Here is a 26189-nt window from a genome sequence, read left to right as displayed (position 1 = left end):
TTAGGCGGGGCAAATAAGCGGCAAATAAGCGGGAAAATTACGCGGGCAAGGCCGGCACATCGACCCAGCGCCGCGCTTTCCAGCTTTGCTGCGCGAGCTCGACCAGTTGCACGCCCTTGGCGCCTTCCAGCAGGTCCCAGCGATAAGGCGCATCTTCGCAAACGTGACGGATGAACAGCTCCCACTGGGTCTTGAAGCCGTTGTCGAAGACCACTGAATCGGGCACGTTCTGCCAGTGGTCGAAGAAATTGAACGGCTGTTTGACGTCCGGATTCCATACCGGTTTGGGCGTGTTGACGCGAGCCTGCGACACGCAGTCGGTCAGCCCCGCTACGGCGGAGCCATGCGTGCCATCGACATGGAAGGTCACCAGGTCGTCGCGCCGTACGCGTGTGCACCAAGAGCTGTTCATCTGCGCGATGATGGGCGGCGCGTCGCCATTGTCCAGTTCGAACGTGGCGTATGCGGCGTCGTCGGCCGTGGCTTGGTATTTGCGCCCTTGCTCGTCCCAGCGCTCGGGAATATGCGTCGCACCGATACAGGAAACGCTCTTGACCGCGCCGAACAGGTTGTCGAGCACATAGCGCCAATGGCAGATCATGTCGAGGATAATGCCGCCGCCGTCTTCTTCGCGGTAGTTCCATGACGGACGCTGGATCGGTTGCAGGTCGCCCTCGAATACCCAATAGCCGAACTCGCCACGCACCGAAAGAATGCGGCCGAAGAAGCCGGACTTGCGCAACATGGCCAGTTTTTGCAGGCCGGGCAGGAATAGTTTGTCTTGCACCACACCGTGCTTGATGCCGGCTTGTTTGGCGAGCTGGTAGAGTTCCAGCGCCTGCTCGAGTCCCGTTGCCACCGGCTTTTCGCAATAGATGTGCTTGCCTGCCGCGATGGCCTGCTTGACCAGGTCCGGGCGCATCTGCGTGGTGCCGGCATCGAAGAAAACCGTGTCCTCAGGATTGGCAAGCGCGGCATCGACGTCGGTGCCCCAACGTTCGATGCCGTGCGCCTTCGCCAATGCGGCAATCTTCTCGGCGTTGCGTCCGATCAGGATCGGGTCCGGCATGACGCGATCGCCGTTGGATAAGACCACACCGCCTTGCTGCCGGATCGCGACGATAGAGCGGATCAGATGCTGGTTCATGCCCATTCTGCCGGTGACACCGTGCATGATCAGGCCTAGACGCTTTTGAGACATAGGATGTTTCCTCGAATAAACAAATGAAAAGGATGCAGAGGCGACGAATGAAGACTTAATCCGCACGCACCTCCATCGGCTCCAGCGTTTCCCAAACCGGGTGTGCACCGGAGGCAAAACCGGGCAGCGCCAGCGAGTCCAGTTCGAGCGAGCCGTTTTCGATATGCAACCGGACGGTGCCCGAGCCGCGTCGATACAAATTCGGATGTGCCGCGAGGAACGCCTGCTGTTCTTCGACACTGGCACCCTGGCCTGCAAAGCCGTCGACATAGTGATGGCCGTTGCGTTCCACGTGGGTCAGGCCGAGCAGATTGACCAGCGCAAGATCCTGTTGCACAGCCAGACCGGCTTGCGTAGTCAGGTCTTCCGCGGACATGAAGTAGGGCGCCGTGGCGGGCGCACTCGCGTTGCGTTGCGCGCAGCGCGCGGCATTCAGCAGCGAACGGTATACGCCTTTGCAATCCTTGCTGGATACGCCGGTATAGCCCAGGCCTAGCGCGGTCGGAAAGGCTTCGAGCGTAGCGTCGGATTCGTCGATCAGCACTGGGCGGGCGGCGGCCAGGCGCGAGACATCGGCGTCCAATGCGATGGAACGCGGCAGCGGCTGCTCGATATATAACGTTGACTCCGTCAGGCGTCGCAACGCTGGAACCTGCAGCGCGCGCTCCCAAAAGCGCGCAGCCGCCTCGGCGTCGCCGAACTGTTCGTTGCCGTCCAGCGTTACGACATACTCCGGCAAGCGATCCAGCACAGCGGCGATACGCGTCAGCCTGTCGATGTCTTCATCGGTCTTGCCGCACACCTTCAGTTTGAAATACCGGCAGCCGTAGGTCGCCACGACTTCCTCCAGTGTTTCCGGCAAACCATCGTCGAGCGCATCGATCACGTCCGAGCGAACGATCGGATCCAGCAAGCCCACCGTGTGCCGCACATGAATACGCGGCGACGGCGACAGATCCTGCAGGAAAGCGTCGATGTCGAACCGGGCCAGATCCGGACACAAGCGCGCATCGATGCCCGGCGTGTTGTGGCGCACCGCGTCGTAGAACGACACGCCGAGTGCGCGACACAGTGCGTCGAGCACGGCACGATCCAGCAGCGCAGGACCGTAGCAGGCGACGAGCGGATTCAGTCCATCCAGCGCTGCCGCATCGATTTGCGGCTGATAGTGTGCCGCGAAGTGCCCGAACGCGCTGCGCGTCGCGCCATCGCTCAGATACGCGTCACGCGCGAGCAACAGCGAGCGGCGCAACTGCGCGAAATTGTCCTCGTTGCTAAGCGCCAGGTTCTTGTCGAACCATTTCGGCACCATCAGCTCAGCGCTCGCGCCTTCGGCTTCGCGGCCGTCCGCGAGGCGAATGCGGGCTTGCACGAATGCCTGCGGGCAGGCGGACAGCGTCACCACGCCGAAACGGAACGGCAGGCGCATGGTCACGCCGCGTTCGAAGATATTCAGTTCGAGAATGCGGAAATCGGTGCTCATCAGACGGAGTCCTTGGGAACGTGGTTGCCAGAGCGGGCGAGTGCTTCGCGCACGCCGCGCAGGTAGCCGGCAGCAAAGGCCGCAGCACCGGGGCCGTCCGGGCGATAGTCGAACGGCTCGACGCCGATCGCGCCCGTGTAGCCGTGGCGTTCGAGCGCGGCGAATATTGGGCCGAATTGCATCTCGCCTTGGCCCGGTGCGCGGCGATTCGGGTCGTTGACTTGCACGTGCGCAATCAAGCCCGTGGGCATCCATAGGTCGATCAACGCCGGTATCGATTGCGACTCGGTGAGGCCGGCTGCGCTGCAGTCGATCATCGTGCGCAAGTGCGGATTGCCCACTTCGCGCACCAACTCGGCGGCTTCGGCGATCGTGTTCACCACCGAAGTTTCATGACGCGATAGCGGCTCCAGGCAATAGGTCACGCCGTTGCGGCCGGCCGCTTGCGCGGCCACCGCCAGCGCGTCGCGCAGACGCGCCATCGCCGTGGCGTGCGTTTCGCCGTCGTGGACATTGCGCTGATTGGGCGAGCCATGCACCAGCACTGCGCCGCCCAGCTCCGCACACAGTCCCGTGAGCCGCACCAGGACTTCCTGCGTACGCGCCCGTACACCCGCGTCGGGAGTTGTCAGCGACAATCCCGCCGGCTTCACCAGCAGCCAATGCAGGCCTGTCACTACGAGCCCGGCCGCCTCGACACTGCGACGAATGCGCGCGATCTCCGAGGTACTCAGTTGTTCGGGGTTGTCGCTCAACGTGAACGGCGCGATCTCCAATCCGTCGTAGCCGAGTTCAGCGGCGAATTCGCACTGACGTTCGAACGGCATCCCGGCGAGCACTTCATTGCATAGGGCGATGCGCATCGTCATGGTTTCCTTTCAACGTGCTTGTGCGCGCCGGGTAGGCAGCGGCGCAATGGCGAGCCGATCGCGCCGGTGACGCACTTCAGGCCGCGCCGAAATGCCGGCACATAGAGCAACATGGTGAACACCGTAACGATGGCGAACCCCATCGAAATCGGCCGGGTGAAGAACGGCGTGATGTCGCCGTCCGAGAGCACGAGTCCGCGGCGCAGGCTTTTGTCGAGCAGCCCGCCGAGCACCAGCCCCAGCACGAACGGGGCCATCTGGTAACCGCGCCGGCGCAGGAAGAACGCGCCGATGCCGATCGCGAGCATGCAATAGATGTCGAACAGGCGCGACGCGCTGGCGTAGGCCCCCACCACGCAGAGCACGAAGATGATGGGCATCAGCACGGCGCGCGGCACGCGCAGCACATAGAGCAGTGGCCGCACCAGGAACAAGCCGAAAATCAGTATGCTGATGGTGGCGATCGAGGTCATCGCCACCACGTCGTACACGAACTGCGGATGCTCGATGAGCATCATCGGCCCCGGTTGGATGCCGTGGATGATCATGGCCGCCATCAGCACCGCGGACGGTGCCGAGCCCGGTATGCCGAGCGCCAGCGCCGGGATGATATGGCCGGGAATCGATGCCATGTCGCCGGTCTCGGCGGCCATCAGTCCGTCGATGGAGCCCTTGCCGAATTGATCGCGTTCGCGGCTCGTCGCTTTCGCTGCCGCATACGACATCCAGGCGCCCGAATCCTCGCCTACGCCGGGGATCAGGCCCGTGAGCACGCCGATCACGCCGGAGCGCAGCACGGTGCGCCAGTACTGCGCCACCTCGCGAAAACGCGGCAGCACCGAATCGTCCATCTTCACGATTTTCTTCGCGATCGGATCGGCCAGCGTGGTCAGCACTTCGGCGAAGCCGAACGCACCGACGAGCGCCGGAATCAGCGAGATGCCGCCCGAGAGTTCCCCCCAGCCGAAGGTGAAGCGGTCGAAGCTGTATAGCCCTTCCTGGCCGATTTGCGCAACGAACAGCCCGAGCACGCCCATCAGCCAGCCTTTGAGCGGGTCGCGGCCGACCAGGCTGCCGGACATCGTCACGCCGAATAACGCCAGCCAGAAGAATTCGTACGCGCCGAACGACAGCGCGACATTGGCCAGTATCGGCGTGAAGGCCGCCAGGCACAGCACGCCGAACAGCGTGCCCATGAACGCGCCCGAGGTGGCGATGCCGATTGCGCGGCCGGCCTCCCCGCGCAGCGCGAGTGCGTGGCCGTCGGCGCATGATGCGGCGTTTGCGGCGGTGCCCGGGATGTTCAGCAGAATCGCGGTGCGAGAACCGCCATACAAGGTGCCGACGTATGAACACACGAGGATCAGGATGGCGGTGTTGGCGGGCAGCTTGATCGTCAGCGTGGTCAGCAGCGCAATGCATAGCGTGGCTGATAGTCCGGGCAGGCATCCGACCATGATGCCGAGCAAAGCGCCGCCCATGCCGTATGCAATCGAGATGGGGTTCAGAAAGCCGAGGTACGCGTGGCCCAGTTCGGCAAGACCTTGCAGCATGAGTGCGCCTCCCGGGGCTTAGGGCAAGTGAACCAGGAAAAATTCCTGGAACACCAAGGTAACGAGAGCGCCCGCGCCGAGCCCGATGACCGCGGCGATCAGCACGGTGCGCAGCGATAGGCCGACCCCCGCCGCTTTGCGCGATGCGCCTTGCAGGATCAGTACGGCAGCGGTGACGAAGAGAGCGGCTGCCGCCCAGAAGGGCAGGCCATGACCGACCAGTCCGCCGCCGAACAGCAGACATAATCCGAGCACGGTGGCGATGCGCACGCGAATCGCTCGGTGTGCCTGTGCCGGCTCCCGCGTTGGCTCACCGGGTTGCACTTGCGCCGAGGTCGAGGCGGGCTGGGAGTCCATCGAGGACACGGCCAATCTGGCGCCCGCACGCCATCCGCGCACGGCCATCAACGTGCCGAGCACCAGCATCGCCAGCCCGAGCAAGCCGGGCACCAGCCCCGGCACTGTGTACGGATTGACGTGCTGCGCCTGCAGGCGATCCATGCGCCAGGACATGACCGTGATGACGATCCCCAACGCCAGCCACAGCAGGCCGCCGATCAAATCAGCGCGTGGGGTGCCAGCGGCTTCGTGGGGGCTTTCGGCGGGGGAGGGCTGCGTACTCATGACATCGGAATCCGGTCGCGGCGTTTCAATGTGCTCGCAAATACGGCAAGCGTGGTGCGGTAGCGCGGCAAGAAGCCACCAGGGCTTACCCGGGTCTTGCCGCGCTAGGCGCTCAGGGCTTGGCTATGCCCAACGTAGCGGGCGAGACCTTGGCCTGTCCACTATTGAACAGTAGCCACGCATTGGCTTGCGCGGCCGGGAACGCCGCTTTCTGCGCGACCTCGCCGGATACCGGCGCGAACAACGCACCACGGCTGGTCGCGTATTTCTTCAGCGTGTCGCTGGTGGCGATTTTCTCGTTCCAGAGTTTCGTGACCGTCTGCACGACTTCGTCGGGCACGCCCTTCGGAATGAAAATGCCGAAATAATTCAGCGGCGCCTTGAACCCGGGCACGGTGTCGGACAAGGGCGGGACCGTGCCGTAGCCATCGATCTGCAGCGGTTTGTCGCTGATGGTGGCCAAGGGCCGCAGCCGTTTGCCGCGGATCATGTCGGCTTGCTCGGACGCCAGTTGCGTGGTCGCATCGGTTTCACCCGACACTGTCGAGATGATCGCCGGGTTGCCCCCGTCATACGACACAAGCCGGGCCTTCGCGCCCGTGGCCTGGGTAACCAGCGACATCGCGCTGTAGCCGGCCGAGCCGATTCCGCCGGTGGCGACCGTGATCTTTTCCGGCTTCGCTTTCATGGCGTCGAGCAGGTCCTTCGCGCTCTTGTACGGTGTCTGAGGGTTGACGCTCATCAACTGGATGTTGGCCACGCTGAGGAACAGGTTCCAATCGGCCAGGCGGGTATCGACGGTGCCCATCGTCTGGTAGGCGCCCAGGTCCTGCGCTGCGCCAGCGGTCCAGGTGTAGCCGTCCTTGGGGGCGTTCAGTACGCTCTTGGTGCCGATTGCCCCCGAGCCGCCAGGCTGGTTGATGATGACGATCGTTTGGCCCAGCGATTTTTCGAGCTCGGATGCGACCACCCGCGTGACCTGGTCGGTCGACCCTCCCGCAGCCCACGGCACGATCAAGTTGATCGGCCGAACCGGTTTCCACTGCGCGGATGCGCTCAAGGGTAGCGTCAGCGCCGCGCAGGCGGCGGCTGCCAAGACAAGCGCCTTACGTCGATTGAGTTGTTTCAAAGCTGTCTCCGTCGGTTATCAGGTCGACGCGCTCCCCTTGTGTGCCTGCGCCGCCCGATGTTCAGCGGCAAAACAGGCGGAGAGTCGAGCTCGATCTGTTTTCTTATTACCGTTTTCTTGATTACTGTTTTTTTATTATCGATTGTTAATTAACCAAAGCGTTACTTATTTTGTGTGAGCAGTTTTTTCTTGTCAAGCGGGTTTACGTCAGGAGATGCCGCGCATGTCGCGAGAAGCGAGGGCGAATAACTCAGAGCAGCACATAGCCCAACACCAGTTCGGTCATATGCGAAAGGCGTTGCGCTTCGGATTTCGGTGAACGTAAGTCGCGACCGAAAATAACCGACAGCGTGTAATGATTGGAAAGGTAAAAGTAAGACAGCGAGGCGATCGAAATATAAAGCTGCACCGGGTCGACGCCATCGCGAAACAAACCGGCGCGGCGACCGCGCTCGATAATCGTATCGAGCATGTCGACCAACGGAGAATTCATTTCCCGAATACGCGTCGATTGCTTCAGGTGCTCCGCCCGGTGCAGGTTCTCGCTGTTAAGCAAGGTCAGGAACGCCGGGTTTTCGATGTAGTAATTCCAGGTGAACGAGATCAGCTTGCGGATCGCTTCGATCGCATCGTCTTCGTCGAGATGCAAGGCTTGTTCGGCCTTGCGGATATCGGCGTAGGCCTTCTCGAGTACCGCGAGGAAGAGGCCGTCCTTGTTGCCGAAATAATAATAGATGAGGCGCTTGTTCGAGCCCGATCGCTCGGCGATCCGGTCCACCCGTGCGCCGCCCAGCCCGTAGGCCGCGAACTCCTGCGTGGCGGCGTCGAGAATGGCACCGCGAGTGCGTTCCGCATTGCGGCTGGCCGGAATAGTCGTGGGTGTCAACTTGGTTTGCATGGGTGAATAATTCACCAATTGGTTACAAACGTCAAGTGTGAGCGCGTTGGTTCAGGCAAGCCGATCAGGCAGATCCGTGCTGCCGATCCTTGGCACCGAATCTATCCAACCCCGTCGCTATTTCTCGTGGAGACGGTCTTGCACATTAAGCAGGTGATTGCGCATGGCGCGAAACGCGGCTTCGCCGTCGCGCGACAGCATCGCTTCGACCACCGCCAGATGCTCTGCGGCAAAGCGATCGCGGGTTTTTTGGTCTACGGTTTTCTCGCGCAAGGCTGGCTTCACGCGCACGCCGTTGATGGCTTCCAACAATGAAATGATCGCCGGATTGCGCGTTGCGCGCGCAATCAGATAGTGGAATCGATGGTCCCAATGCTGCCATTCGTCGTCGTCCTTGGCCCCGGCGTTTCTACGCGCGCATTTATCCAGTTCCGCCAGATCGTCGGGGCTGGCCTTCATGGCTGCGAGCGCGGCCAGCGCGGGTTCCACCAGCAAGCGCATCTCGGCGACATCGGTGGGGCTGGTCCCCGCGCTCAAACCACTGAGCGACGGCGCAAATTTGAGTGGGCGTGCTCCAAGGAACGTCCCGCGTCCCACGCCGCGCCAGATGCGACCTGCCACCTCGAGCGAGCCGAGCACTGCGCGCAGTTCGCGGCGGCTCAGGCCCAATTCCTCAGCCAGCGTGCGCTCCGGTGGCAGCGTGTCGCCATCGCTCAAGCCATTTTCCGCAATGTAGCCTAGCACTTTGTCGAACGCAGATTGATTGTTCATGAGTCGATGAACCAAGTTAAATTGGTTCGATAATAGCAGAGATTCTGGCCATGCCCTTGCCAATCCGGAGATATTCATTGACACCATATTTATTTATAACAACAATGGCTTGATGAAATTTTCGGTGTTTTCTGTCCCGAAATTTCGTCAATTTACCAAGCGAACCATTCGTAATTGGTTTGTTCTATAGCAAGGATACGGTATGTCGTTTACCACTCGCCCCGAACTGATCGGCACTTTCGGCATGGTTTCGTCCACGCACTGGCTTGCCAGTTCGTCGGCCATGGCGGTGCTGGAAAAAGGCGGCAACGCATTCGATGCCGCGGCCGCCGCGGGTTTCGTCCTGCAGATCGTCGAGCCGCATTTGAACGGGCCTGGCGGCGAGTTGCCGGTCATTTTCTACAGTGCGCGCGAAGATCGCGTGCGCGTTCTGTGCGGCCAAGGCGTGACGCCGGCGGCGATGACGATCGGGAAAATGCGATCGCTCGGACTCGACGTGGTGCCGGGCACCGGCCTGCTCCCGGCCGTGGTGCCGGGTGCGTTCGGCGGCTGGATGGCCATGTTGCGCGACTACGGCCAACTGCCGCTCAAGGACGTATTGAGCTACGCGATCGGCTATGCCAAGAACGGTTACCCGGTCATACCGCGCATGGCCGCATCGATATTGGCGATCAAGGATTTCTTCACCAGCGAGTGGACCACTTCGGCCGAGCAATGGCTCAAGGACGGCGAAGCGCCGGTACCCAATCGCTTGTTTGCCAACCCGGCAATTGCCGCAACCTACGAACGTATTCTTGAAGAAGCGAGCGCAAAAAGCGATCGCGCGCAGCAGTGCGAAGAGGCGCGCCGCGTGTTCTATCAAGGTTTCGTCGCCGAGGCGATCGACAAATACTTCAGGTCGACGCCGGTGCTGGACACGTCCGGGCAGCGCAACTACGGCTTGCTCAATGGCGACGATCTGGCGCGCTGGCAACCGACCTACGAGGATTCGACCTCGTACGAGTACGAGGGGCTCACGGTGCACAAGACCGGCCCCTGGGGACAAGGCCCGGTATTTCTCCAACAACTGGCATTGCTCAAGGGCTTCGATCTGGCAGCGATGGATCCGTTGGGGCCTGATTTCGTCCATACCGTGATCGAGTGCTCGAAGCTCGCGTTCGCGGATCGGGAGGTGTTCTATGGCGATCCGGATTTCGCCAGCGTGCCGATGGAATTCCTCTTGAGTGAGCAATATAACGCTGAGCGCCGCAAGCTCATCGATGCAAACCGAGCTTCGTACGAGTTGCGTCCCGGCAATCATGGCGATAGCGCGAACCGGCTGGCTCTGCTGCTGGCAAACGCCGGGCGGCAGCAGCCTGGCGGCTTTGGGCAAGGCGAGCCGACCTTTGCGGTGCTGCCCGAGTTGCGCGGCGACACGGTGCACCTCGATATCGTCGACCGGTGGGGCAACATGGTTTCGGCGACACCGTCGGGAGGATGGTTGCAAGCGTCGCCGGCCGTGCCTGGGCTCGGCTTCAACGTCACCACGCGCGGGCAGATGTTCTGGATGGAGCCGGGCTTGCCCTCGTCCCTGGGACCGGGGCGCCGCCCGCGTACGACGCTGTCTCCTACGTTGGTTACCCGCGAGGGCAAGCCGTACGCCGCGTTCGGTTCACCGGGCGGAGATCAACAGGACCAGTGGTCGATCCAGTTGTTTTTAAAGCATGTCCACCATGGCATGAACTTTCAGGCCGCCATCGACGCGCCCGCGTTCCAGACCGCGCATTTCCCCGGCTCGTTTTATCCGCGCGCCATGCAGTTGGGCAAGATGTCGGCCGAAGGGCGTTTTCCCGAAAGTACGCTTGCGCAATTGCGCGAGCGCGGCCATGACTTGAGTGTGGCCGCGCCGTGGGAGTTGGGCCGCGTCTGCGCGGTGGGCTTGCGCCACGGGCTGATGCGGGGCGCCGCGACGCCTCGGCAAATGCAGGCCTATGCGGTGGGACGCTAAGGGTCTCACGACCCACCTTCATTTGCGTAACTCACTTACGTGACTCATTTACGTAACCTAGCCTAACCTAGCCGGAGGACATCGCCATGTCCGCGATTGCAGCCCGCCTCGAGCGATTGCCACTGTCCAGTTTCCATCGCAAGCTGTTGCTGATCGGTGGCCTGGGATACATGTTCGACGGGCTCGACTCGTCGTCGCTCGCGTTTTTGCTGCCGGTGATCAGCAAGCTCTGGCATTTGAGCAGCGTGCAAACGGGGCTCGTCGCCAGCAGCACCTACATCGGCTATTTCTTCGGCGCTTTTCTCTCCGGTGTGTTGGCCGACGTGATCGGCCGGCGCCGCATCATGATGTCGGCGCTGGCGATCTACTGCGTGGCATCATTCGCCAGTGCGATGGTCAGCGACTGGCATGTGTTTTTCGCGGCGCGCATCGTCGCAGGGTTTGGCTCGGGCGCCGAAGCGGTCGTGATTGCACCGTTTCTTGCCGAGTTCATCCCCAGGCGCTATCGCGGCATGTTCTGCGGGGCGTTGGTCGGGTTCATGTCGTTCGGCTATGTGACGTCGTCGGTACTGGGTTTTACTGTGGTCAAGAATTTTCCGGACGGATGGCGTTACGTGGCCATCGTGACGGCGTTGCCGGTGCTGCTGTTGCTGTGGTGGAGAAAGTCCCTGCCCGAATCGGCGCGCTGGTTGGATAGCCGCGGCCGCGCTGCCGAAGCCGACGGTGTCGTGAGCAAGATCGAAGCGGAATTCGTTCGCAAAGGTCATACACTCGCGCCGCTTTCCGCCGCTGAGTTAGCCGCACCGCCCACCGTGCAGAAAAGCGGCGGCGCGTGGCGCAACATACTGACCTTGTGGCTGCCGCCGCTGGCAGGCACCACGGCGGTGAGCTGGATCATGTGGTTCTCCGTCGCGTTCGCCTATTACTCGTTCTTTGCCTGGATTCCCAGCCTGCTCGTCAAGCAAGGGCTGACGATCACGCAGAGCTTCGGTTATTCCATCGTGATCTATGCGTCGCAGATTCCCGGCTACTTCTCGGCTGCGTTTCTTAACGAGCGTATCGGGCGCAAGGCGGTGGTGTCGACGTACATGTTGCTGGGTGGGGCTTCGGCTATCGCGTTGGCGTTCTCGCATTCGGAGCTGCAGATCATGTTCGCGGGCATGAGCCTGTCGTTCTTTATGAATGGTGCGTTCGCCGGGGTCTATGCCTACACGCCGGAAATTTTCCCGACGGCGGTACGCACGACCGGTACCGGTTCGTCATCGTCCTTCGGCCGCTTGGGTTCCGTGAGCGCACCGATCCTGGTGGGCTATGTGTATCCGTTGTTCGGTTTTGGCGGGGTGTTTGCGATGACGACCGCGGTGTTGGTGATCGGCGCCGGAGTGGTGCTGATCTTCGGCATAGAAACGCGGAATCGATCGCTCGAGGATATCGAAGCGCAAGAGCTCGGTTTAGATCACTCACCTGCTACGCTGCAGCCTGCCAAGGGAATGAACAGCTGATTTTTATCGGAATACCATGCAAACCAACAACGCATTCACGGTCACCGCCACCGCCACCGCCACAGCGGCCATAGCGACGACGACGCCTCGCGCGCTACAACTCAGCGACCTGGCTCAATTGGCGCTCGCGGTGCGCGCCGGCCACCAGCCGTCTACGATCTTCGATGCGGTGCACGCACTTGCCGCTGAAGTGATCGGTTTCAAGTTATTCACCATCATGTATTTTGATGCGGACTGTTTTGAAGTCGAACGGCTATTCACCAACATGCCGGCCATTTATCCGCTCAGCGGCCGCAAGAAAAAACGCGGCAGTGCCTGGGGCGAGCACACGCTGCGTCTGATGAAGCCGTTTCGCGCCACCCATCCGGATGGCATCCGACAGGCTTTCGATGACCATGAAACCTTGATCGAAGGCTTGGGCCTGGGTTCGATTCTCAACATCCCGATTGCGTACGACGGCAAATGCGTCGGCACCATGAACCTGACGCATGTCGAGGGTTGGTATCGCGAAGAGCACGAGCAAATCGGTGTGCTGCTAGGGTCGTTCCTGGCCGCGCCGCTGGCCATGCACGCTATCGCGGCTATGCCTGCGGCACAGCCGCTCGTGCCGTGATCAGACCGGCGCAGGATTGCGCTCGTCGAATCCTTGCTGGTGCCAATACGGATAGATCGGCGTAACCGCACTGGCCGCGTCGAGTTTGGCCACTTGCTCGGCGCTCAGGTTCCAACCGACCGCGCCGAGGTTCTGCCGCAATTGCGCTTCATCGCGCGCGCCGATCAAAACGGTCGCGACAGTCGGGCGTTGCAGCAACCAGTTCAAGGCGATCTGCGTGATCGTCTTGCCGGTCTCTTGAGCCACGACGTCCAGCGCATCGATCACCTTGTACAGATAGTCGTCGGGCACCGGCGGACCCTTATCTGCGGTTTTATGCAGACGGCTTTGTTCGGGCAAGGGCTGGCCGCGCCGGATCTTGCCCGTCAGACGACCCCAACCGAGCGGGCTCCATACAACGGCGCCCACACCCTGATCCAGGCCTAGCGGCATCAACTCCGACTCGTAGTCGCGCCCGATCAGCGAGTAGTACGTCTGGTTCGCCACATAACGCGGATAACCATACCGATCGGCGACATCGAGCGATTTCATTAGATGCCAACCGGAAAAATTCGATACGCCGATGTAACGGATCTTGCCCGCACGGACCAAGTCGTCCAGGGTGGATAGCACTTCGGCGATCGGGGTCTTTGCATCGAAGCCGTGCAGTTGGAACAAATCGATGTAGTCGGTGCCGAGGCGTTTGAGTGCATTGTCTACGGCGCGTGTCAGATGGAAGCGCGACGAGCCGACATTGTTCGGGCCGTCGTCGACGCGAAAGGTCGCCTTGGTCGAGATGATGACCTGGTCGCGTCGGCCCTTGATGGCTTGGCCCAGGATAGCCTCGGATGCGCCGTCCGAATAAATGTCGGCGCTGTCGAACATGGTTACGCCGGCGTCCAGACAGATGTCGATCAGGCGCCGCGCTTCGGTCACATCGGTGCTGCCCCATTCCTTGAAGAAATCGCCCTTGCCGCCGAATGTGCCGGCGCCGAAACTGAGCACCGGTACTTTGAAACCGGATGCACCGAGATATCGATATTCCATTTGAAGCTCCTTCAACGTGTCAGCGGTCTGCGTGAATGCGTGAATGCGTGGGGTGCGTTGGTGTATTGTGCGCAAGCGAGTGCGTGGTATGTGGTGCGCGAGCGGCAGCGCACGTCCAATTCTACCGAGAGTAGTGAGTCTGCGCAGCGCAGCGGCGCGACCGACGTAGGATTTGAAAAGAGCGGCCATAAGACGTCGCGCCGCCTGATATTGCCGCGCGCCGCTCCACCTCGCCGCTCCCTCGATCTCTTAGGGCTTCTTCGCGGCCAAGGCGCTCGATGCCGGCGCTGTCAGCGGTGCGTCGTGCGGTGGCTGCGTGGGCGCCGGGGGTTCGTGCCACAGCGTGGTCTCGTGCCACGTTTCTTTGTCGTCCTGCCTCATACTGGCTTCCGGTTGCCGCATGCAACCGCGAATGATGGGCACGCAGATGGCATCGTCGCCGAACGTCTTGTCGTCGTCGCCCGAGTAGTGCACATCGCTGACCTTGCCGTCGATGATGCGAAAGCTGGCCGTGCAGAAGGGGCCGGCGCCGCCCAAGGTTACACCGCCCACCAGCGGTAGTGTCGCCGTGAGTGAGCCGGTCGTGCCGGGCGCGAGTTTGTAGTCGTACACGCTCGTGCGGTCGTTGATCTTGGTGGTTTTATCCGGCACGCCTGCACACGATTGCAGGTCGTCGGCCGTCATGCCGAGCATCGCGACTTGAGCCTGGTGCGCGACGTGAGAATCGTAGGCGCCGCAACCGCTCAATGTAGTGAGTGCGGCAGCGGAAAAGAAAAGAAAAGAACGCTTCATAAGTGGGCGATATCAAGAAAAACATAAGGGAAACGTCGGGCGACTGTCATGTCGTACGCCCGGGCTCCCTAGTACGGTTCCTCAATGCCCCGAAAGTTCCCTGTTTACGCCAGATCCCGCCAAGTCAGGTACAGGCGCAAATCGAATTCCAGTTGTCCATAGCCGGGCTGCATGCTTTCGCAGAGGCGGTAGAAGGCTTTGTTGTGGTCGCTTTCTTTTAGATGGGCGAGTTCGTGTACGACGATCATGCGCAAAAATTCCGGCGCGGCTTCCTTGAAGACCGAGGCAATCCGGATTTCCTTTTTTGCTTTGAGCTTGCCGCCTTGCACGCGCGAAATGGCGGTGTGCAGACCCAGCGCATGATGCTCGACATCAAGCCGCGTGTCATAGCCGACCTTGTGCAGCGCCGGGGCGTTGCGCATGAAACTCTGCTTGAGCTCGGTCGCGTAGGTGTAGAGCGCGCGATCGGTTTGCACCAGATGGCGTTGCGGGTATTTCTGCGCCAGATGTTCGCCGAGCGAATTTTGGGTGATCATCTGACGCACCTTCTCTTGCAAGGTTTCGGGGTAGGCGCTGAGATACTTGAGCTGTTGCATGGCTATGGTGATTGGGGCCGACGGGGGTCAGACGGGCGCGCGGGCGAGGGCTTCTGGGCTGGAGGCCGCGCCGTCGTCTTCATGACACTCATCGAGGTATGGACTGCGATATCCCGCGCTCACGCCCCAGTAGTAAAACCCGAGCGACAGCAAAGCCACCAACAGCATATCCCAGCCGTAAGGCAGCCAACCAAGACCGCCAAACTCCTTGCTCCCGACCAATGAGATCGCGGCCATTGCGGGCAAATAGGCGATCAGCCACCAGGCCGCATGCAAGTCGCGGCTCCAGCCGTCCCAGCCGGTTTTTCTTTGGTAGAAGAAAAAAATCGGGAGCGCCACCACCATCAGCAAAATAATCTCGCCGGTGAGTGGCCACTTGGCCCAATACAAGACGAGCGACGCGCAAACAAAAGCGAAGGGCGCGATCACCTGCATGCCGGCGATATGCAGCGGCCGTTTGAGGTCGGGCGCATTGCGACGCAGCGACATGAGGCTGATCGGTCCGGTCAGGTAGGAGATGACAGTTGCCACTGAAATGACGGCCGCCAACGAGCTCCAGCCGCGAAAGAAGAACATGAAGATAAACGCGACGATCAGGTTAAGGAACATCGCCGGGCGCGGCACGCCGTAGAGCGGGTGAATATAGCCGAATATCTTGGGCAGCGTGTTGTTGCGCTCCATCGCATAGATCATCCGTGAGGTGGTGGCCATATACGTGGTGCCGGTGCCGCTCGGGCTCACGAAAGCGTCCACATACAACAGGAATGCCAGCCAATTGAGGTTGAGCGCGAGCGCCAGTTCGGCGAACGGCGAAGCGAAATTGAAATGGGCCCAGCCCTTGGCGACATCGGCGGGATTGACCGCGCCGATATAGGCGACCTGCAACAGCACGTAGATGACCAGCGCCAACAGGATCGAGCCGACTACCGCAAACGGTATGCTGCGCGAGGGGTTGCGCGCTTCGCCGGCCAGGTTCACCGGACTTTGGAAACCGTTGAAGCTGAACACAATGCCACTCGTGGCCACCGCGGTGAGCACGGCAGACCAACCGTACGGCGCAAACGCGGTGCCGGCGCCACCGAAGTTTTCGCGGTGAAAGCCGGTGAACATCAAGCCAAGTATGGTCGCGCCCGGGATGATAAATTTGAACGTGGTGATCACCGAGTTGGCTCGCGCAAACAATTTGACGCCCCAGTAGTTCAGCAGGAAATAGCCGACCACCAATAGCGCCGCGAATATCAACGCAATGGGCGTGAGCGATCCGTTCACGTAGAGCCCATGCGCCCAACTATATGGCCAGGTGCTCATGTATTGCAGCGACGCTTCGGCTTCGATCGGAATCACTGATACGATCGCGATCCAGTTCGCCCACGCACTGATGAAGCCGACCAAGGAGCCGTGCGAGTAGCGCGCGTAACGCACCATGCCGCCCGATTCCGGGAACATGGCGCCGAGTTCTGCGTAGGCGAGGGCAATGGCGAGGATCACGACCGCGCCTATCATCCATGCGATGACCGCAGCGGGCCCCGCGATTTTTGATGCCTTCCAAGCACCGAACAGCCAGCCTGAGCCGATGATCGAGCCGAGGCCTGTCAGCATGAGCGCCATCGGCCCGACGTTGCGTTGAATGGAATTTTTCAAGATTTCTCCCTGAGTATCGTCCGGGCGGAGCTGACGCCGGCGCGCGTGTTCCCGCGTAACTTCTTGCCTGTTCCTGTCAACGCAGCATGACTACGATGCGCGTATGCACTTATGCGAATCATTGATTCGGCAACCAACGTACGATAGGTTTGGCCGAAGAAAGTTCGCGCTTGAGAATACGCACCGGCGCGCACCGGCGCGCAGCAACGAGCGTCGGAGAGACAAGCAGAACCACGTTCAGGCCATAAGGCTGAATGGTATTGCAAAATCAAGTGGCAAGGCGGGGAGGGAAGCGTTCGAAGTCAAGCTTGGGAATGGGGCTCAACGATAAAGCACGGCAATAAGCTTGGCGATAAAGCTGAAAACAGACGCGTGTTTACACAGATTCGAAACACCAGCAGCAACGTGCTAACTATTCAAATCTGAAATAAACAGCAAAGCAACAACGAATAAGACTGAAGCAAAACTCGCCCATCGCCGCTTCTGACCCGCACCGAACCCACACGGATTCTCGACAGGTTTAAGCGACAGCGACGAAGGGCGCTGTTCGCTTTAATACATCTTTTTCGGCAGCTGCTCGTGGCGCAGACGCTTACGCAGACGCGATACGGCCGAGGCTTTCTTGCGCTTACGCACGGCGGTCGGCTTTTCGTAGAACATGCGCGCGCGCAGTTCCTTGATCAGGCCATTGTTATCGATCGTGCGGCGGAAACGACGCAGAGCCACTTCAAACGGCTCATTCTCTTTTAGGCGAACAGTTGTCATGTAATTCCTGAGTGGGCTTTCCTCTGTCGGTTATGCAGAGCGACCCAAGATTATACTCTTTTTGCGCCCGAAAATCATTTCCAGACGCTCAGAGCGTTGCATTAAGGTTTACTTTTTGCCGCGAACCGTCGATTGACAAGGGCGGACGGCAAAACGCCGAGGTGTTTTTTCAGCGCGGACCGCGATTGTACCGCAAGACGGCCCGAGTACGGAAAGACGACGCTTAGGCGTTAAGCGCCAAGCGCATTGCAGCTAAACAGAGTCGGCCGTGCAAGCGGCTCAACCTTGCAGTCGACGGCTCACCCTTTCCGCGGTTCGCGTAACGGCGGCGCGCGTAAGCAGGCGCGTGGCCCAGGCACCTAGCCGCACCGACAGCTTGCCCGGAATGACCACGGGCCGGCGGCGCTCGAACGCTAGCAGCGACGCCTCGACGATGGTGGCCGGCAGGTCCATCTTCGCCGTGGATACCGAACTGCCCATTTGCTCGAAGAAGCGGGTCGCCACAGGTCCTGGGCAGACAGCCAGGACGTGCACGCCGCCTGCGCGCAGTTCGCGCCACAAGGCCTCGCTGAAACTCAGTACGAACGCTTTGGTGGCCGCATACACGCCCAGATACGGCAAGCCCTGAAAAGCCGCCGAAGATGCCACGTTGATCACCCCCCCGCCGCCTCTTGCTACCATTCCCGGCACGAACAAATGGGTCAGCGCCACCAGCGCTTGAACGTTGACCTGGATTTGCTCCTGCTCCCGCCGCAGCGGGTGGCTCAAAAAAGCGCCGCCGAGGCCGAAGCCCGCGTTGTTGATCAGCATGTCCACCTTCAGTCCGAGGCGCGAGACGTCGTCATGCAGCACCGCCGGTGCGAACGGGTCGGCAAGGTCTGCGCGCAGCGCATAGGCGGCCACGCCATAGGTGGTCGTGAGCCGGGTGGCGAGCGCATCGAGGGCGGCGTCGGAGCGGGCCACCAAGATGACGCTGCATCCGCGTGCTGCCAGCGTTTCGGCAAACTGCTCGCCTAGCCCTGACGAGGCGCCGGTGATCAGCGCAGTTGAACCGCGGTAGTTGAACATCGTGCTTCTCCTGATGATGCGTTCGCCGCGACAATCCAAGGTCCGGTGTTGCCGGTGGTATTCGAATGCCGCTGGTTGCCGTTGCGGTTTTAGTTGCCGTCGTGGTTGTTTCAGGCAGCGCGCTTTTTATCGCACCCAGCGCAGTATTCGGCATCGCCCGAACCAACAGGTTCAATTGCTGCGCGTTTTGGTGTGCGGCACGGTGCGGGTGTCCGGGGCGCAGATTGTGGAAGCGGGCAGCCCTGCGCTGACGCTAACAGACCGAAGCCGGCGTTTATTCCACGTTCTTGAGGGGTAAGGTGGCGCCAACCAAGCGCCAGGACCAGATGCCGACGCGCCGGAACGTGAAGGCGATATGCCTGGCCTCATTGGAAGCGACTACGGTCGATGCGTTGGTGTAGCGGATCCAGTACTGTGCTTTGCGGGCGGCTAGAACTCTATCGGGGGGCGCGGCCGATGACGCCGTGCTCCGATTGGCGGATTTGGCGCGCGCCGCTTGCGGCGTGTCCGCCTCGGGCTCTTCGCCCGCGGCGGCCCGCAATGAGCCACGCCTGAGCATCAACATCACGCCAGCCGGCGATACCTCCGCATCCAGCTTGGGCTTGGCCACGTTCGATACGATTGCCGCACCCAACTGAGCCAGCGGATTATCGCGGGTCGCCGGCGTGGACAACTGGCGGCGTACTTCGGCTTGCAGTTGTTCATTGATGTTTTGGCGCAGCGCGGGAAAATCGATGTATTGCGAAAAAGCCTTGGCGTCGCGCTGGTCGATTGCCTTCTTCATTTGGTAAATCGTGTAATAGGGGCTGAAATAGCTGCTTGCCGCCAAGGCCAGCACCACGAGCACGACTGAAACGACGGGTACCACCACTTTCTTTTGCATGATCTTCCGGCACGACACGATGTCGGCACCGGGCTGCCAACATCAGGTCATGAAGCGATAAGCGATAGGCAGGGCCGCTACTAAGCCCTGTTCAATATACGGATTTGCGACACACGCGAGCGATGCATGCCTACATTGTGCGTCCAAACTGATCTACGCAAGGAGTGGCAGCGAACATAAGCCCCCGAGTAAACTTCCGGTGCCGAGGTCTCTGACACGATCAGGCGGGCGTGGTGGCGGCCTCGATCAATTGCCCGGCGCATTCCACCGACGCCTTTACCACCGGGTGTTGCAAACCGTAGGTCTGGCTGGCGGCATAAAACCCCTCGAGCAGCAGCGCGAGTCCGCAAGCGAGTTCGGCTGGTTCGCGCGCGCCCGCTGCGGCCGCGATCTCGGTCAGCCTGCTCAGCAAACGCTCTTTGTGTTGCAGCACGAACTTGCGCACCGGATGGCCCGGATCGCCAAACTCGGCAGCGACATTGACGAACGGGCAGCCTCGGTAGCTATTGTCGACGCTTGACGCCCGTCCGAGGTTCTCGGAAAAAATATGCATCAATTGCTGTGCGGGCGCATCCGGCGCGCGCGCGACGCACGCTTCGAATTTTTCCCAAAACAAAATGTTGCGGCGTTCGAGATAAGCCAAGACCAAGGCGTCTTTCGAGCGGAACTGCCGGTACAGACTCATTTTGTTCAGGCCCGCACGGGCGATCACCGCGTCGATTCCGACGCAGCGCACCCCTTCCCGATAAAATAAATCGGCAGCGGCGTTCAATAGCTGCTCCTGTGCCTGTGTGCCAGAGGTGCGGGCAGCGATGTGACCGTGCGGGTGTTTCATCAAATGTCTCCTGAGACGCTTGACATGTTACTGCTCGGTAACTAAGCTCGCAAGTGCGTTGTTACGGTTCGGTAACAACGCAGCAGACACAGCAACGCAAGCTTGGGCGCTTGTTTCAGGCTCGTCGGATCCCCGAGCGGGGCAAAGTCAACGCGCAGTCCATTTTCCGCAAAGTCGAGAGTTGCATGAATTTATCTTTGGCCGCTACCCGTGAGCATCTCGCCCGACGCATACGTCCACACTTCCACTACGGTTGGTTGACGCTGGCGGTGACTTTTCTGGTGCTGCTGGCGGGCGCCGGTACGCGCGCCACGCCTAGCGTGATGATGCTGCCGCTCGAGCACGAATTCGGCTGGAGCCGCGCAACGGTTTCGCTGGCGATTTCAGTGAACATCGCGCTCTACGGCTTGATGGGGCCGTTTGCCGCTGCGGCCATGCAGCGCTTCGGCGTGCGCCGTACGGTGCTCACTGCGCTGAGTGTGCTGGCCGCTGGAATCGGCTTGTCCACGATGATGCGTACACCGTGGCAGATGGTTTTGATCTGGGGCTTGGTGGTCGGCAGTTCAACGGGTGTGGTGGCGCTGTCGCTGTCGGCGACGATCGTCGGACGCTGGTTCGTCAAACATCGCGGCTTGGCCATGGGTATTTTGACCGCCAGCACGGCGACCGGCCAATTGGTGTTCCTGCCCATGCTGGCGGCTGTAGCCGAGCATGCGGGCTGGCGCTCGGTGGTGCTGATCGTGGCGCTCGCCGCTGCCGTGGTCATCCCGTTGGTGGCGTTCTTGATGCCTGAAAATCCGCAGCAAGTGGGCTTGCGGATGATAGGCGAGAGTCCCGACTCACCGATAGGCGCCACGCCGGTCACCGGCAATCCGATCGCGCTGGCGTTCAACACCTTGTTCGTCGCGGCGCGCTCGCGCGATTTCTGGCTGCTTTTTTTCAGCTTCTTCGTGTGTGGCGCCAGCACCAACGGCTATATCGGCACGCATTTCATCGCGATGTGCGCCGATCACGGCCTGAGCGAAGTGCAGGGCGCGAGCATGCTGGCCGCGATGGGCATACTTGACCTGTTCGGCACGACCTTCTCGGGCTGGCTGTCGGATCGCTACAATAGCCGGTACTTGTTGTGCTGCTACTACGGTTTTCGTGGCTTGTCGCTGATTTATCTGCCCTATGCGTTTGGATTCGATTTCTACGGTTTGCCCATATTTGCCATTTTTTATGGTCTGGACTGGATCGCGACCGTGCCGCCTACGGTCAAGCTGACCTCCGACGTGTTCGGCGCGAAAGCCGCGCCGGTCGTGTTCGGCTGGATCGTGGCCGGACACCAGCTCGGCGCAGCCTTCGCGGTGCTCGGCGCAGGGATGATGCGCTCGAGCCTGGGCAACTACACGCTGGCGTCGACCGTGTCGGGCGGCTTGTGCCTGGTTGCCGCCGTGATGGTCTTGCGTATCCATCGCAACCCCAAGGTGCGCGCGCCCGCCGTGCCGGCCTGAGCGACCAAGCGGGCTGTCGGGGTAAAATTGCATCCACGATTTCAAACCCTGATCGTTTAACCCTTTGCCTGGAAAATCGATGACCACCAAACCCGCTCCTACCACCGTTCCGATCGATCCTTTGCTGGCCGGCCGCTGGAGCCCGCGTGCACTATCGCGGCAAGCCGTTAGCGCCGAAGATGTGCACGCCATGCTGGAAGCCGCGCGCTGGGCGCCATCTTCGTCGAACGCGCAACCGTGGCGTTTTATTGTGTGTGATCGCACCACCGACGCAAACGCGTATGATCGAGCCTTTGCCGCACTGGTGCCGTTCAACCAGGGATGGGTTGCGGGAGCGCCCGTGCTGGTGGTAGTCTGCGCGCAAACTGTGAATGCCAAAGGCGAGCCTATCGGCACCGCTCAGTACGACACAGGCGCAGCGGCTTTTTCGCTGACCCTGCAGGCTCACGCGCTCGGACTTGCTGCGCATCAGATGGCCGGCTTTGACGCCGGCCAGTTGCGGGAAAGCTTTGCGATTCCTGCGGGCGTTGAGGTCATGGCCATGATAGTCGTGGGTCATCATGGGGATCGCCAGCAGATGGAGGGCAAGTTGCTGGAGCGCGAGCAGGCGGCACGCCTGCGCTCGCCGTTGGGCGAGGTCGCGTATAACGGCGCGTGGGGTGTATCAATGTAAGCGGTGTCGCCAAGGGTGCGCCGTGTGGTCGCATTTAATTGGATGACATGACTTTCTGCGCTATTGATTTTGGGACTTCGAATTCGGCCGTAGCGTTGCCGCAATTATCGGCGGTACGCTTGGCCGAGGTCGAAGGGTCCCTGCAAACTTTACCGACCGCGGTGTTTTTCAACGTCGACGAAGGGACTCGCGAGTTCGGCCGGGCAGCGGTTCAGGCCTACGTGGACGGCTACGACGGGCGCCTGATGCGCTCGATGAAAAGCATACTCGGCTCGGCGCTCGCGGAGCAGACCACCGACATCGGCGACGGCAGTGCGATCCGCTTTGTCGATGTCATCACGTTGTTCCTTCAACATCTCAAGAGCAAGGCCGAAGCCTGCGCCCACGCACCGCTGGATCGCGCGGTGTTGGGGCGCCCGGTATTCTTCGTCGACGACGATCCCGTGGCCGACTTGCTCGCACAAAACCAGTTGGCGGCCGCAGCGCAGTCCGTTGGCTTTCGCGAAATCCATTTTCAATACGAACCCATCGCTGCGGCGTTCGACTACGAATCGCAGCTTGGCGAAGAACGCTTGGTGCTGGTCGCCGATATCGGCGGCGGCACGTCGGACTTTTCGCTGGTGCGGGTGGGCCCCAAGCGCATGAAGCAGTTGGACCGCAAAGCCGATGTGCTCGCGCATTACGGCGTACACGTGGCCGGCACCGATTTCGACAAGCGCGTGGAGCTGGCCAGCATCCTGCGTGAACTCGGCTATCAGGCGGTGGCGCGTGAAGGCCGTGAGGTGCCGAGCAAGGTCTACTTCGATCTGGCGACTTGGCATTTGATCAATACGGTCTATTCGGCCCGCCGTTACGGCGAATTCAGACTGATGAAACATCTGTACACCAACCCGCTACACCATCAGCGGCTTATGCGCGTGGTCGAGCGGCGCCTGGGCCATGCGTTGATGGGGCAGGCTGAGCACGCCAAGATTGCGGTGGCGGCGGGCGGGCGCACCGAGATCGATCTGGAGCAGGTGGAAGAGGCGTTGCGTATCGGCTTCGACGAGCGACAGATGGTCGAAGCCGGGGCCGAAGAGGCTCAACGCATAGCGACGGCTGCGCGGCATACGGTAGCGCTGGCCGGGGTGGCACCGGAGCAGGTCGCGGCGATTTATTTCACGGGCGGCACTACTGGGCTGAAATTCCTGACGGATGCGATTGCCGTGCAGTTTCCCGAGGCCGAGCGCGTGTTTGGCGATGCATTGGCCAGCGTCGCCAAGGGCTTGGGCATCCATGCGCAACGCATCTTCGCCTAAAGGCCCGCGTAGCCTACGCCCGACCGACGATAGGGTGTAGGCGACAGAGCGTGGGCGGGACGCCGCTGAAGGCCGGACACGGACGATAGCAGCGGCTGCGAGGCAAGACAGGAGGAAGCCGCCATGACGAAGCCACGACGTCAGCGTAGACCACAAAATTTGGACGAAAAAAACCCCGCTTTAGCGGGGTTTTTTCTGGTCAGGCCAGCTTTACAGCGGCCCGACTGCTTTCAACAAACCTTACAGCGGCTTGATGTTAGCGGCTTGCTTACCCTTCGGGCCATTCTTCACTTCGAAGCTGACCTTTTGGTTTTCTTGCAGCGTCTTGAAGCCGTCTGCACGAATTTCCGAGAAGTGGGCGAACAGATCTTCACCGCCGCCGTCGGGGGTAATGAAGCCAAAGCCTTTTGCATCGTTAAACCATTTGACGGTGCCGGTTTCCATATTACTTTCCTAAAATAAAAATTGAAGTGAGCCGAGGCTCGTTGTGCACGGAATCAAGGAAGGGTGAATATGACAACCGAAGTACCGTTGATGGGCGACTGCTAGTGGACAAATACTCGCCGCTTGAAAATCCTGCTACGTCTTTATACGGCCATTCACTGATTGGGTCAAGCCCTTTGAATTAATTTTCTAACTATTTTCTGCAAAGTTCTACTCGCCCCGGCAGACAGGGCGTAAAAAATACCGAAATACCGGGTTCTAAGGGGCAAATAGACCGAATGCGCCGTCCTTTTGAGATGCCGGGCGAGATCCGTTTAAAGCGCGGAATCGGCCTGTGGATCGCGCAGGCCGGTCCAGCTTGGGGTAGCGGCTGGGGCGAGCGCAAATAGGTCGAGCAACCTCACGCCCTACACCGCGCCTGAGGCCCCGGTCATTGCCACGACAACGCGACGCATAGCGGGACGCTACGATGCTGGCATCGCGAGCGTGCTTCAGGCTGTGGTGAAGAGTTGCTGCAATTCACCCGATTCGTACATTTCCATCATGATGTCCGAGCCGCCGATGAACTCGCCGTTCAAGTAAAGCTGCGGAATCGTCGGCCAATTGGCGAATTCCTTGATGCCTTGGCGGATTTCGTCGTCTTCGAGCACATTCACCGTGTGCAACTGGTTCGCGCCGACCGCCTTCAGGATCTGGATCGCCCGGCCGGAAAAGCCGCACATCGGAAACTGCGCCGTGCCCTTCATAAAGAGCACAACCGAATTCGAGTCGACGATTTGTTTGATGCGTTCTTGCGTAGTCATGATCAGGATTGCCTAAAAAAGTTGCACGTAAAATTGTACGTTGCTAGCATCATCAATGATAGCGGATTTCTTCTTTTGCGGTACCGCAGGCCATCTGGCGGGGCTTTCCGGCCTGCGCGGGCGCGGATTTGTACCACGTCTGGCGAGTCGGGCTGGCGCGAGAGAACTTGGTTCGGGAATCTGGCTCGGTGACCTGGCTTGGGGACCTCGCTTACGAAGCTGCTGAGGTGCCCACTTCGGTATCCATCTTCGGGACTCACTTCGCGCAACGCCAACGGCCACCGGTGATCCGGTCGATGCCAGCCAGGTCGGCGATGGATTCCACCGCGTCGAAGCCTCGTGTGTGCAGCAGGGCGGCGACATCCTGAGCTTGGTCATAGCCGTGCTCGATCCACAGTGCGCCGTCGGCCAGCAAGTGTGCAGGCGCGCCGGCGACGATTGCGCGTATCGCGCTGAGCCCATCGGCTTCGTCTGTGAGGGCGCCGCGGGGTTCGAAGCGCAGATCGCCTTGCAACAAATGCGGATCGTCTGCCCGAATATACGGCGGGTTGCTGACGATCACATGGAAGCGCTGCGCCACAACGGCTTGCGCCGTAGTTGGTCCCGCGACGCCAGCCTCACGTTCATCTGCATCACTCGTATCCGCAGACCCAAGCGCCGCCTCGGTTTGTAGACCGTCTTTCGACTCAAGCGCGGCGAACCAATCACCGGCCAGCAACCGCAACGCGCCCCCCGCGCGGTCAGCGGGCAGCAAGCGGTTGGCATTGCGTTGGGCGACACCCAGCGCTTGCGCGCTGCGATCGGTGGCCGTAACGCTGGCGTCCGGCCGGCTATAGGCCAACGCAATCGCGATCGCGCCGCTGCCGGTGCCCAGATCGAGAAGCGCGGGCGCGACCATGCCGACACAAGCTTGCAGCGCCTGTTCGACCAGTAGCTCGGTTTCCGGGCGCGGGATCAACACCGACGGTGTCACGCTGAATTCAAGCCCATAAAACTCGCGTGTCCCAAGCAACTGCGCGACCGGCTCACCGGCCAGCCGCCGCTGCGCCAACGCCTGATAGCGTGCAACCGCTGCGGGTTCGAGCCTATCCTGATCGCGCGTGATCAACGCGGTACGCGGCCAGCCCAGCGCATGGGCCAGCAGGATGCGCGCTTCACGTGGATCGAGCGGCGAGCGTGCGGCTGCATGCAGTAGCGCCGCAACCGTCGCAATCGTCGTTGGAGTCGGGGCGTGGCCCA

General features: G+C 60.9%; 24 protein-coding genes and 1 pseudogene. 6 read left to right on the top strand and 19 right to left on the bottom strand.

Going from position 1 to position 26189, the window contains the following annotated elements:
* Positions 1-37: 37 nt before the first annotated feature.
* From GSQ77_RS02295 to GSQ77_RS02260, 8 genes are all read right to left on the bottom strand, one after another.
* Positions 38-1201, bottom strand: a complete 1164-nt coding sequence (locus tag GSQ77_RS02295) for a Gfo/Idh/MocA family protein (RefSeq protein WP_158898633.1) — start codon at positions 1199-1201, stop codon at positions 38-40.
* 55 nt (positions 1202-1256) lie between these two features.
* Positions 1257-2684 (bottom strand): enolase C-terminal domain-like protein, encoded by a 1428-nt coding sequence (locus GSQ77_RS02290; RefSeq protein ID WP_158898631.1) that lies wholly within the window; start codon positions 2682-2684, stop codon positions 1257-1259.
* On the bottom strand, positions 2684-3553 hold the full coding sequence (locus tag GSQ77_RS02285; protein WP_254067408.1) for a sugar phosphate isomerase/epimerase: 870 nt from the start codon (positions 3551-3553) through the stop codon (positions 2684-2686). The genes GSQ77_RS02290 and GSQ77_RS02285 overlap by 1 nt, the downstream gene beginning before the upstream one ends.
* Entirely contained in the window at positions 3550-5106 is a 1557-nt protein-coding gene (locus GSQ77_RS02280; RefSeq protein WP_158898629.1) for a tripartite tricarboxylate transporter permease, read from the bottom strand. The genes GSQ77_RS02285 and GSQ77_RS02280 overlap by 4 nt, the downstream gene beginning before the upstream one ends.
* An 18-nt stretch (positions 5107-5124) precedes the next feature.
* Positions 5125-5730 (bottom strand): tripartite tricarboxylate transporter TctB family protein, encoded by a 606-nt coding sequence (locus GSQ77_RS02275; protein WP_158898628.1) that lies wholly within the window; start codon positions 5728-5730, stop codon positions 5125-5127.
* Positions 5731-5842: 112 nt separating this feature from the next.
* Complete coding sequence (locus GSQ77_RS02270; RefSeq protein WP_216854837.1) at positions 5843-6859, bottom strand: tripartite tricarboxylate transporter substrate binding protein; 1017 nt, start codon at positions 6857-6859, stop codon at positions 5843-5845.
* Between the two features lie 250 nt (positions 6860-7109).
* Entirely contained in the window at positions 7110-7757 is a 648-nt protein-coding gene (locus GSQ77_RS02265; RefSeq protein ID WP_158898626.1) for a TetR/AcrR family transcriptional regulator, read from the bottom strand.
* Between the two features lie 117 nt (positions 7758-7874).
* Entirely contained in the window at positions 7875-8528 is a 654-nt protein-coding gene (locus GSQ77_RS02260; protein ID WP_158898624.1) for a FadR/GntR family transcriptional regulator, read from the bottom strand.
* A 202-nt stretch (positions 8529-8730) separates the two neighbouring features.
* Between GSQ77_RS02260 and GSQ77_RS02255 the strand changes: the two genes are divergently transcribed.
* The 3 genes from GSQ77_RS02255 to GSQ77_RS02245 all read left to right on the top strand — a co-directional run bounded on the left by GSQ77_RS02255 (position 8731) and on the right by GSQ77_RS02245 (position 12630).
* Positions 8731-10515 (top strand): gamma-glutamyltransferase family protein, encoded by a 1785-nt coding sequence (locus GSQ77_RS02255; protein ID WP_158898622.1) that lies wholly within the window; start codon positions 8731-8733, stop codon positions 10513-10515.
* Between the two features lie 86 nt (positions 10516-10601).
* Positions 10602-12017 carry an MFS transporter gene (locus tag GSQ77_RS02250; RefSeq protein ID WP_158898620.1) on the top strand — a complete coding sequence of 472 codons (1416 nt, stop codon included), beginning with the start codon at positions 10602-10604 and terminating at the stop codon, positions 12015-12017.
* A gap of 16 nt (positions 12018-12033) precedes the next feature.
* On the top strand, positions 12034-12630 hold the full coding sequence (locus GSQ77_RS02245; RefSeq protein WP_254067407.1) for a GAF domain-containing protein: 597 nt from the start codon (positions 12034-12036) through the stop codon (positions 12628-12630).
* On the opposite strand, the gene GSQ77_RS02240 is transcribed toward GSQ77_RS02245, so the two are convergent.
* From GSQ77_RS02240 to GSQ77_RS02205, 8 genes are all read right to left on the bottom strand, one after another.
* Complete coding sequence (locus GSQ77_RS02240; protein WP_158898617.1) at positions 12631-13656, bottom strand: aldo/keto reductase; 1026 nt, start codon at positions 13654-13656, stop codon at positions 12631-12633. It lies immediately after the preceding gene.
* A gap of 249 nt (positions 13657-13905) precedes the next feature.
* A complete protein-coding gene (locus tag GSQ77_RS02235; protein WP_158898615.1) occupies positions 13906-14448 on the bottom strand; it encodes a hypothetical protein in 543 nt (180 codons plus the stop codon).
* Between the two features lie 104 nt (positions 14449-14552).
* On the bottom strand, positions 14553-15044 hold the full coding sequence (locus GSQ77_RS02230; protein WP_158898613.1) for a M48 family metallopeptidase: 492 nt from the start codon (positions 15042-15044) through the stop codon (positions 14553-14555).
* 27 nt (positions 15045-15071) lie between these two features.
* Entirely contained in the window at positions 15072-16685 is a 1614-nt protein-coding gene (locus tag GSQ77_RS02225) for an APC family permease (RefSeq protein WP_158898611.1), read from the bottom strand.
* Positions 16686-17237: 552 nt separating this feature from the next.
* Positions 17238-17450 carry a 30S ribosomal protein S21 gene (gene rpsU, locus GSQ77_RS02220; protein WP_158898609.1) on the bottom strand — a complete coding sequence of 71 codons (213 nt, stop codon included), beginning with the start codon at positions 17448-17450 and terminating at the stop codon, positions 17238-17240.
* A gap of 279 nt (positions 17451-17729) precedes the next feature.
* A complete protein-coding gene (locus GSQ77_RS02215) occupies positions 17730-18518 on the bottom strand; it encodes an SDR family oxidoreductase (protein WP_158898607.1) in 789 nt (262 codons plus the stop codon).
* A 274-nt stretch (positions 18519-18792) separates the two neighbouring features.
* Positions 18793-19401 carry a DUF2939 domain-containing protein gene (locus GSQ77_RS02210; protein ID WP_158898605.1) on the bottom strand — a complete coding sequence of 203 codons (609 nt, stop codon included), beginning with the start codon at positions 19399-19401 and terminating at the stop codon, positions 18793-18795.
* Between the two features lie 220 nt (positions 19402-19621).
* Positions 19622-20236 (bottom strand): TetR/AcrR family transcriptional regulator, encoded by a 615-nt coding sequence (locus tag GSQ77_RS02205; protein ID WP_158898602.1) that lies wholly within the window; start codon positions 20234-20236, stop codon positions 19622-19624.
* A 185-nt stretch (positions 20237-20421) separates the two neighbouring features.
* Between GSQ77_RS02205 and GSQ77_RS02200 the strand changes: the two genes are divergently transcribed.
* The 3 genes from GSQ77_RS02200 (at position 20422) to GSQ77_RS02190 (ending at position 23703) form a co-directional block, all read left to right on the top strand.
* Positions 20422-21732: an MFS transporter gene (locus GSQ77_RS02200; protein WP_158898600.1), complete on the top strand. Its 1311-nt coding sequence runs from the start codon at positions 20422-20424 to the stop codon at positions 21730-21732.
* 79 nt (positions 21733-21811) lie between these two features.
* Positions 21812-22405 (top strand): nitroreductase family protein, encoded by a 594-nt coding sequence (locus tag GSQ77_RS02195; RefSeq protein ID WP_158898598.1) that lies wholly within the window; start codon positions 21812-21814, stop codon positions 22403-22405.
* A gap of 47 nt (positions 22406-22452) precedes the next feature.
* On the top strand, positions 22453-23703 hold the full coding sequence (locus tag GSQ77_RS02190) for an Hsp70 family protein (RefSeq protein ID WP_158898596.1): 1251 nt from the start codon (positions 22453-22455) through the stop codon (positions 23701-23703).
* 240 nt (positions 23704-23943) lie between these two features.
* Here GSQ77_RS02190 and GSQ77_RS02185 read toward each other — a convergent pair whose 3' ends face one another.
* The 3 genes and pseudogenes from GSQ77_RS02185 to GSQ77_RS02175 all read right to left on the bottom strand — a co-directional run.
* Positions 23944-24147 (bottom strand): cold-shock protein, encoded by a 204-nt coding sequence (locus GSQ77_RS02185; protein ID WP_158898594.1) that lies wholly within the window; start codon positions 24145-24147, stop codon positions 23944-23946.
* Positions 24148-24638: 491 nt separating this feature from the next.
* Entirely contained in the window at positions 24639-24950 is a 312-nt protein-coding gene (grxD, locus tag GSQ77_RS02180) for a Grx4 family monothiol glutaredoxin (RefSeq protein ID WP_158898592.1), read from the bottom strand.
* A 256-nt stretch (positions 24951-25206) separates the two neighbouring features.
* Positions 25207-26127, bottom strand: a pseudogene (locus GSQ77_RS02175) (HemK/PrmC family methyltransferase); the annotation flags it as partial.
* Between the last annotated feature and the right edge of the window lie 62 nt (positions 26128-26189).

It is taken from the genome of Burkholderia sp. L27(2015) (assembly GCF_009765705.1).
In the GTDB taxonomy this organism is placed as follows: Bacteria; Pseudomonadota; Gammaproteobacteria; order Burkholderiales; family Burkholderiaceae; genus LMUX01.
This window is presented reverse-complemented; position numbering and strand designations above follow the sequence as displayed.

What these genes read in the sequence shown, in the direction of transcription:
- GSQ77_RS02190 (WP_158898596.1), top strand. Translation starts at nt 22,453, where the DNA reads ATGACTTTCTGCGCTATTGATTTTGGGACTTCGAATTCGGCCGTAGCG.
- GSQ77_RS02285 (WP_254067408.1), bottom strand. Translation starts at nt 3,553, where the DNA reads ATGACGATGCGCATCGCCCTATGCAATGAAGTGCTCGCCGGGATGCCG.
- GSQ77_RS02200 (WP_158898600.1), top strand. Translation starts at nt 20,422, where the DNA reads ATGAATTTATCTTTGGCCGCTACCCGTGAGCATCTCGCCCGACGCATA.
- GSQ77_RS02230 (WP_158898613.1), bottom strand. Translation starts at nt 15,044, where the DNA reads ATGCAACAGCTCAAGTATCTCAGCGCCTACCCCGAAACCTTGCAAGAG.
- GSQ77_RS02265 (WP_158898626.1), bottom strand. Translation starts at nt 7,757, where the DNA reads ATGCAAACCAAGTTGACACCCACGACTATTCCGGCCAGCCGCAATGCG.
- GSQ77_RS02195 (WP_158898598.1), top strand. Translation starts at nt 21,812, where the DNA reads ATGACCACCAAACCCGCTCCTACCACCGTTCCGATCGATCCTTTGCTG.
- GSQ77_RS02185 (WP_158898594.1), bottom strand. Translation starts at nt 24,147, where the DNA reads ATGGAAACCGGCACCGTCAAATGGTTTAACGATGCAAAAGGCTTTGGC.
- GSQ77_RS02260 (WP_158898624.1), bottom strand. Translation starts at nt 8,528, where the DNA reads ATGAACAATCAATCTGCGTTCGACAAAGTGCTAGGCTACATTGCGGAA.
- GSQ77_RS02240 (WP_158898617.1), bottom strand. Translation starts at nt 13,656, where the DNA reads ATGGAATATCGATATCTCGGTGCATCCGGTTTCAAAGTACCGGTGCTC.
- GSQ77_RS02255 (WP_158898622.1), top strand. Translation starts at nt 8,731, where the DNA reads ATGTCGTTTACCACTCGCCCCGAACTGATCGGCACTTTCGGCATGGTT.
- GSQ77_RS02290 (WP_158898631.1), bottom strand. Translation starts at nt 2,684, where the DNA reads ATGAGCACCGATTTCCGCATTCTCGAACTGAATATCTTCGAACGCGGC.
- GSQ77_RS02205 (WP_158898602.1), bottom strand. Translation starts at nt 20,236, where the DNA reads ATGAAACACCCGCACGGTCACATCGCTGCCCGCACCTCTGGCACACAG.
- GSQ77_RS02245 (WP_254067407.1), top strand. Translation starts at nt 12,034, where the DNA reads ATGCAAACCAACAACGCATTCACGGTCACCGCCACCGCCACCGCCACA.
- rpsU (WP_158898609.1), bottom strand. Translation starts at nt 17,450, where the DNA reads ATGACAACTGTTCGCCTAAAAGAGAATGAGCCGTTTGAAGTGGCTCTG.
- GSQ77_RS02210 (WP_158898605.1), bottom strand. Translation starts at nt 19,401, where the DNA reads ATGCAAAAGAAAGTGGTGGTACCCGTCGTTTCAGTCGTGCTCGTGGTG.
- GSQ77_RS02295 (WP_158898633.1), bottom strand. Translation starts at nt 1,201, where the DNA reads ATGTCTCAAAAGCGTCTAGGCCTGATCATGCACGGTGTCACCGGCAGA.
- GSQ77_RS02235 (WP_158898615.1), bottom strand. Translation starts at nt 14,448, where the DNA reads ATGAAGCGTTCTTTTCTTTTCTTTTCCGCTGCCGCACTCACTACATTG.
- GSQ77_RS02215 (WP_158898607.1), bottom strand. Translation starts at nt 18,518, where the DNA reads ATGTTCAACTACCGCGGTTCAACTGCGCTGATCACCGGCGCCTCGTCA.
- GSQ77_RS02250 (WP_158898620.1), top strand. Translation starts at nt 10,602, where the DNA reads ATGTCCGCGATTGCAGCCCGCCTCGAGCGATTGCCACTGTCCAGTTTC.
- GSQ77_RS02280 (WP_158898629.1), bottom strand. Translation starts at nt 5,106, where the DNA reads ATGCTGCAAGGTCTTGCCGAACTGGGCCACGCGTACCTCGGCTTTCTG.
- GSQ77_RS02275 (WP_158898628.1), bottom strand. Translation starts at nt 5,730, where the DNA reads ATGAGTACGCAGCCCTCCCCCGCCGAAAGCCCCCACGAAGCCGCTGGC.
- grxD (WP_158898592.1), bottom strand. Translation starts at nt 24,950, where the DNA reads ATGACTACGCAAGAACGCATCAAACAAATCGTCGACTCGAATTCGGTT.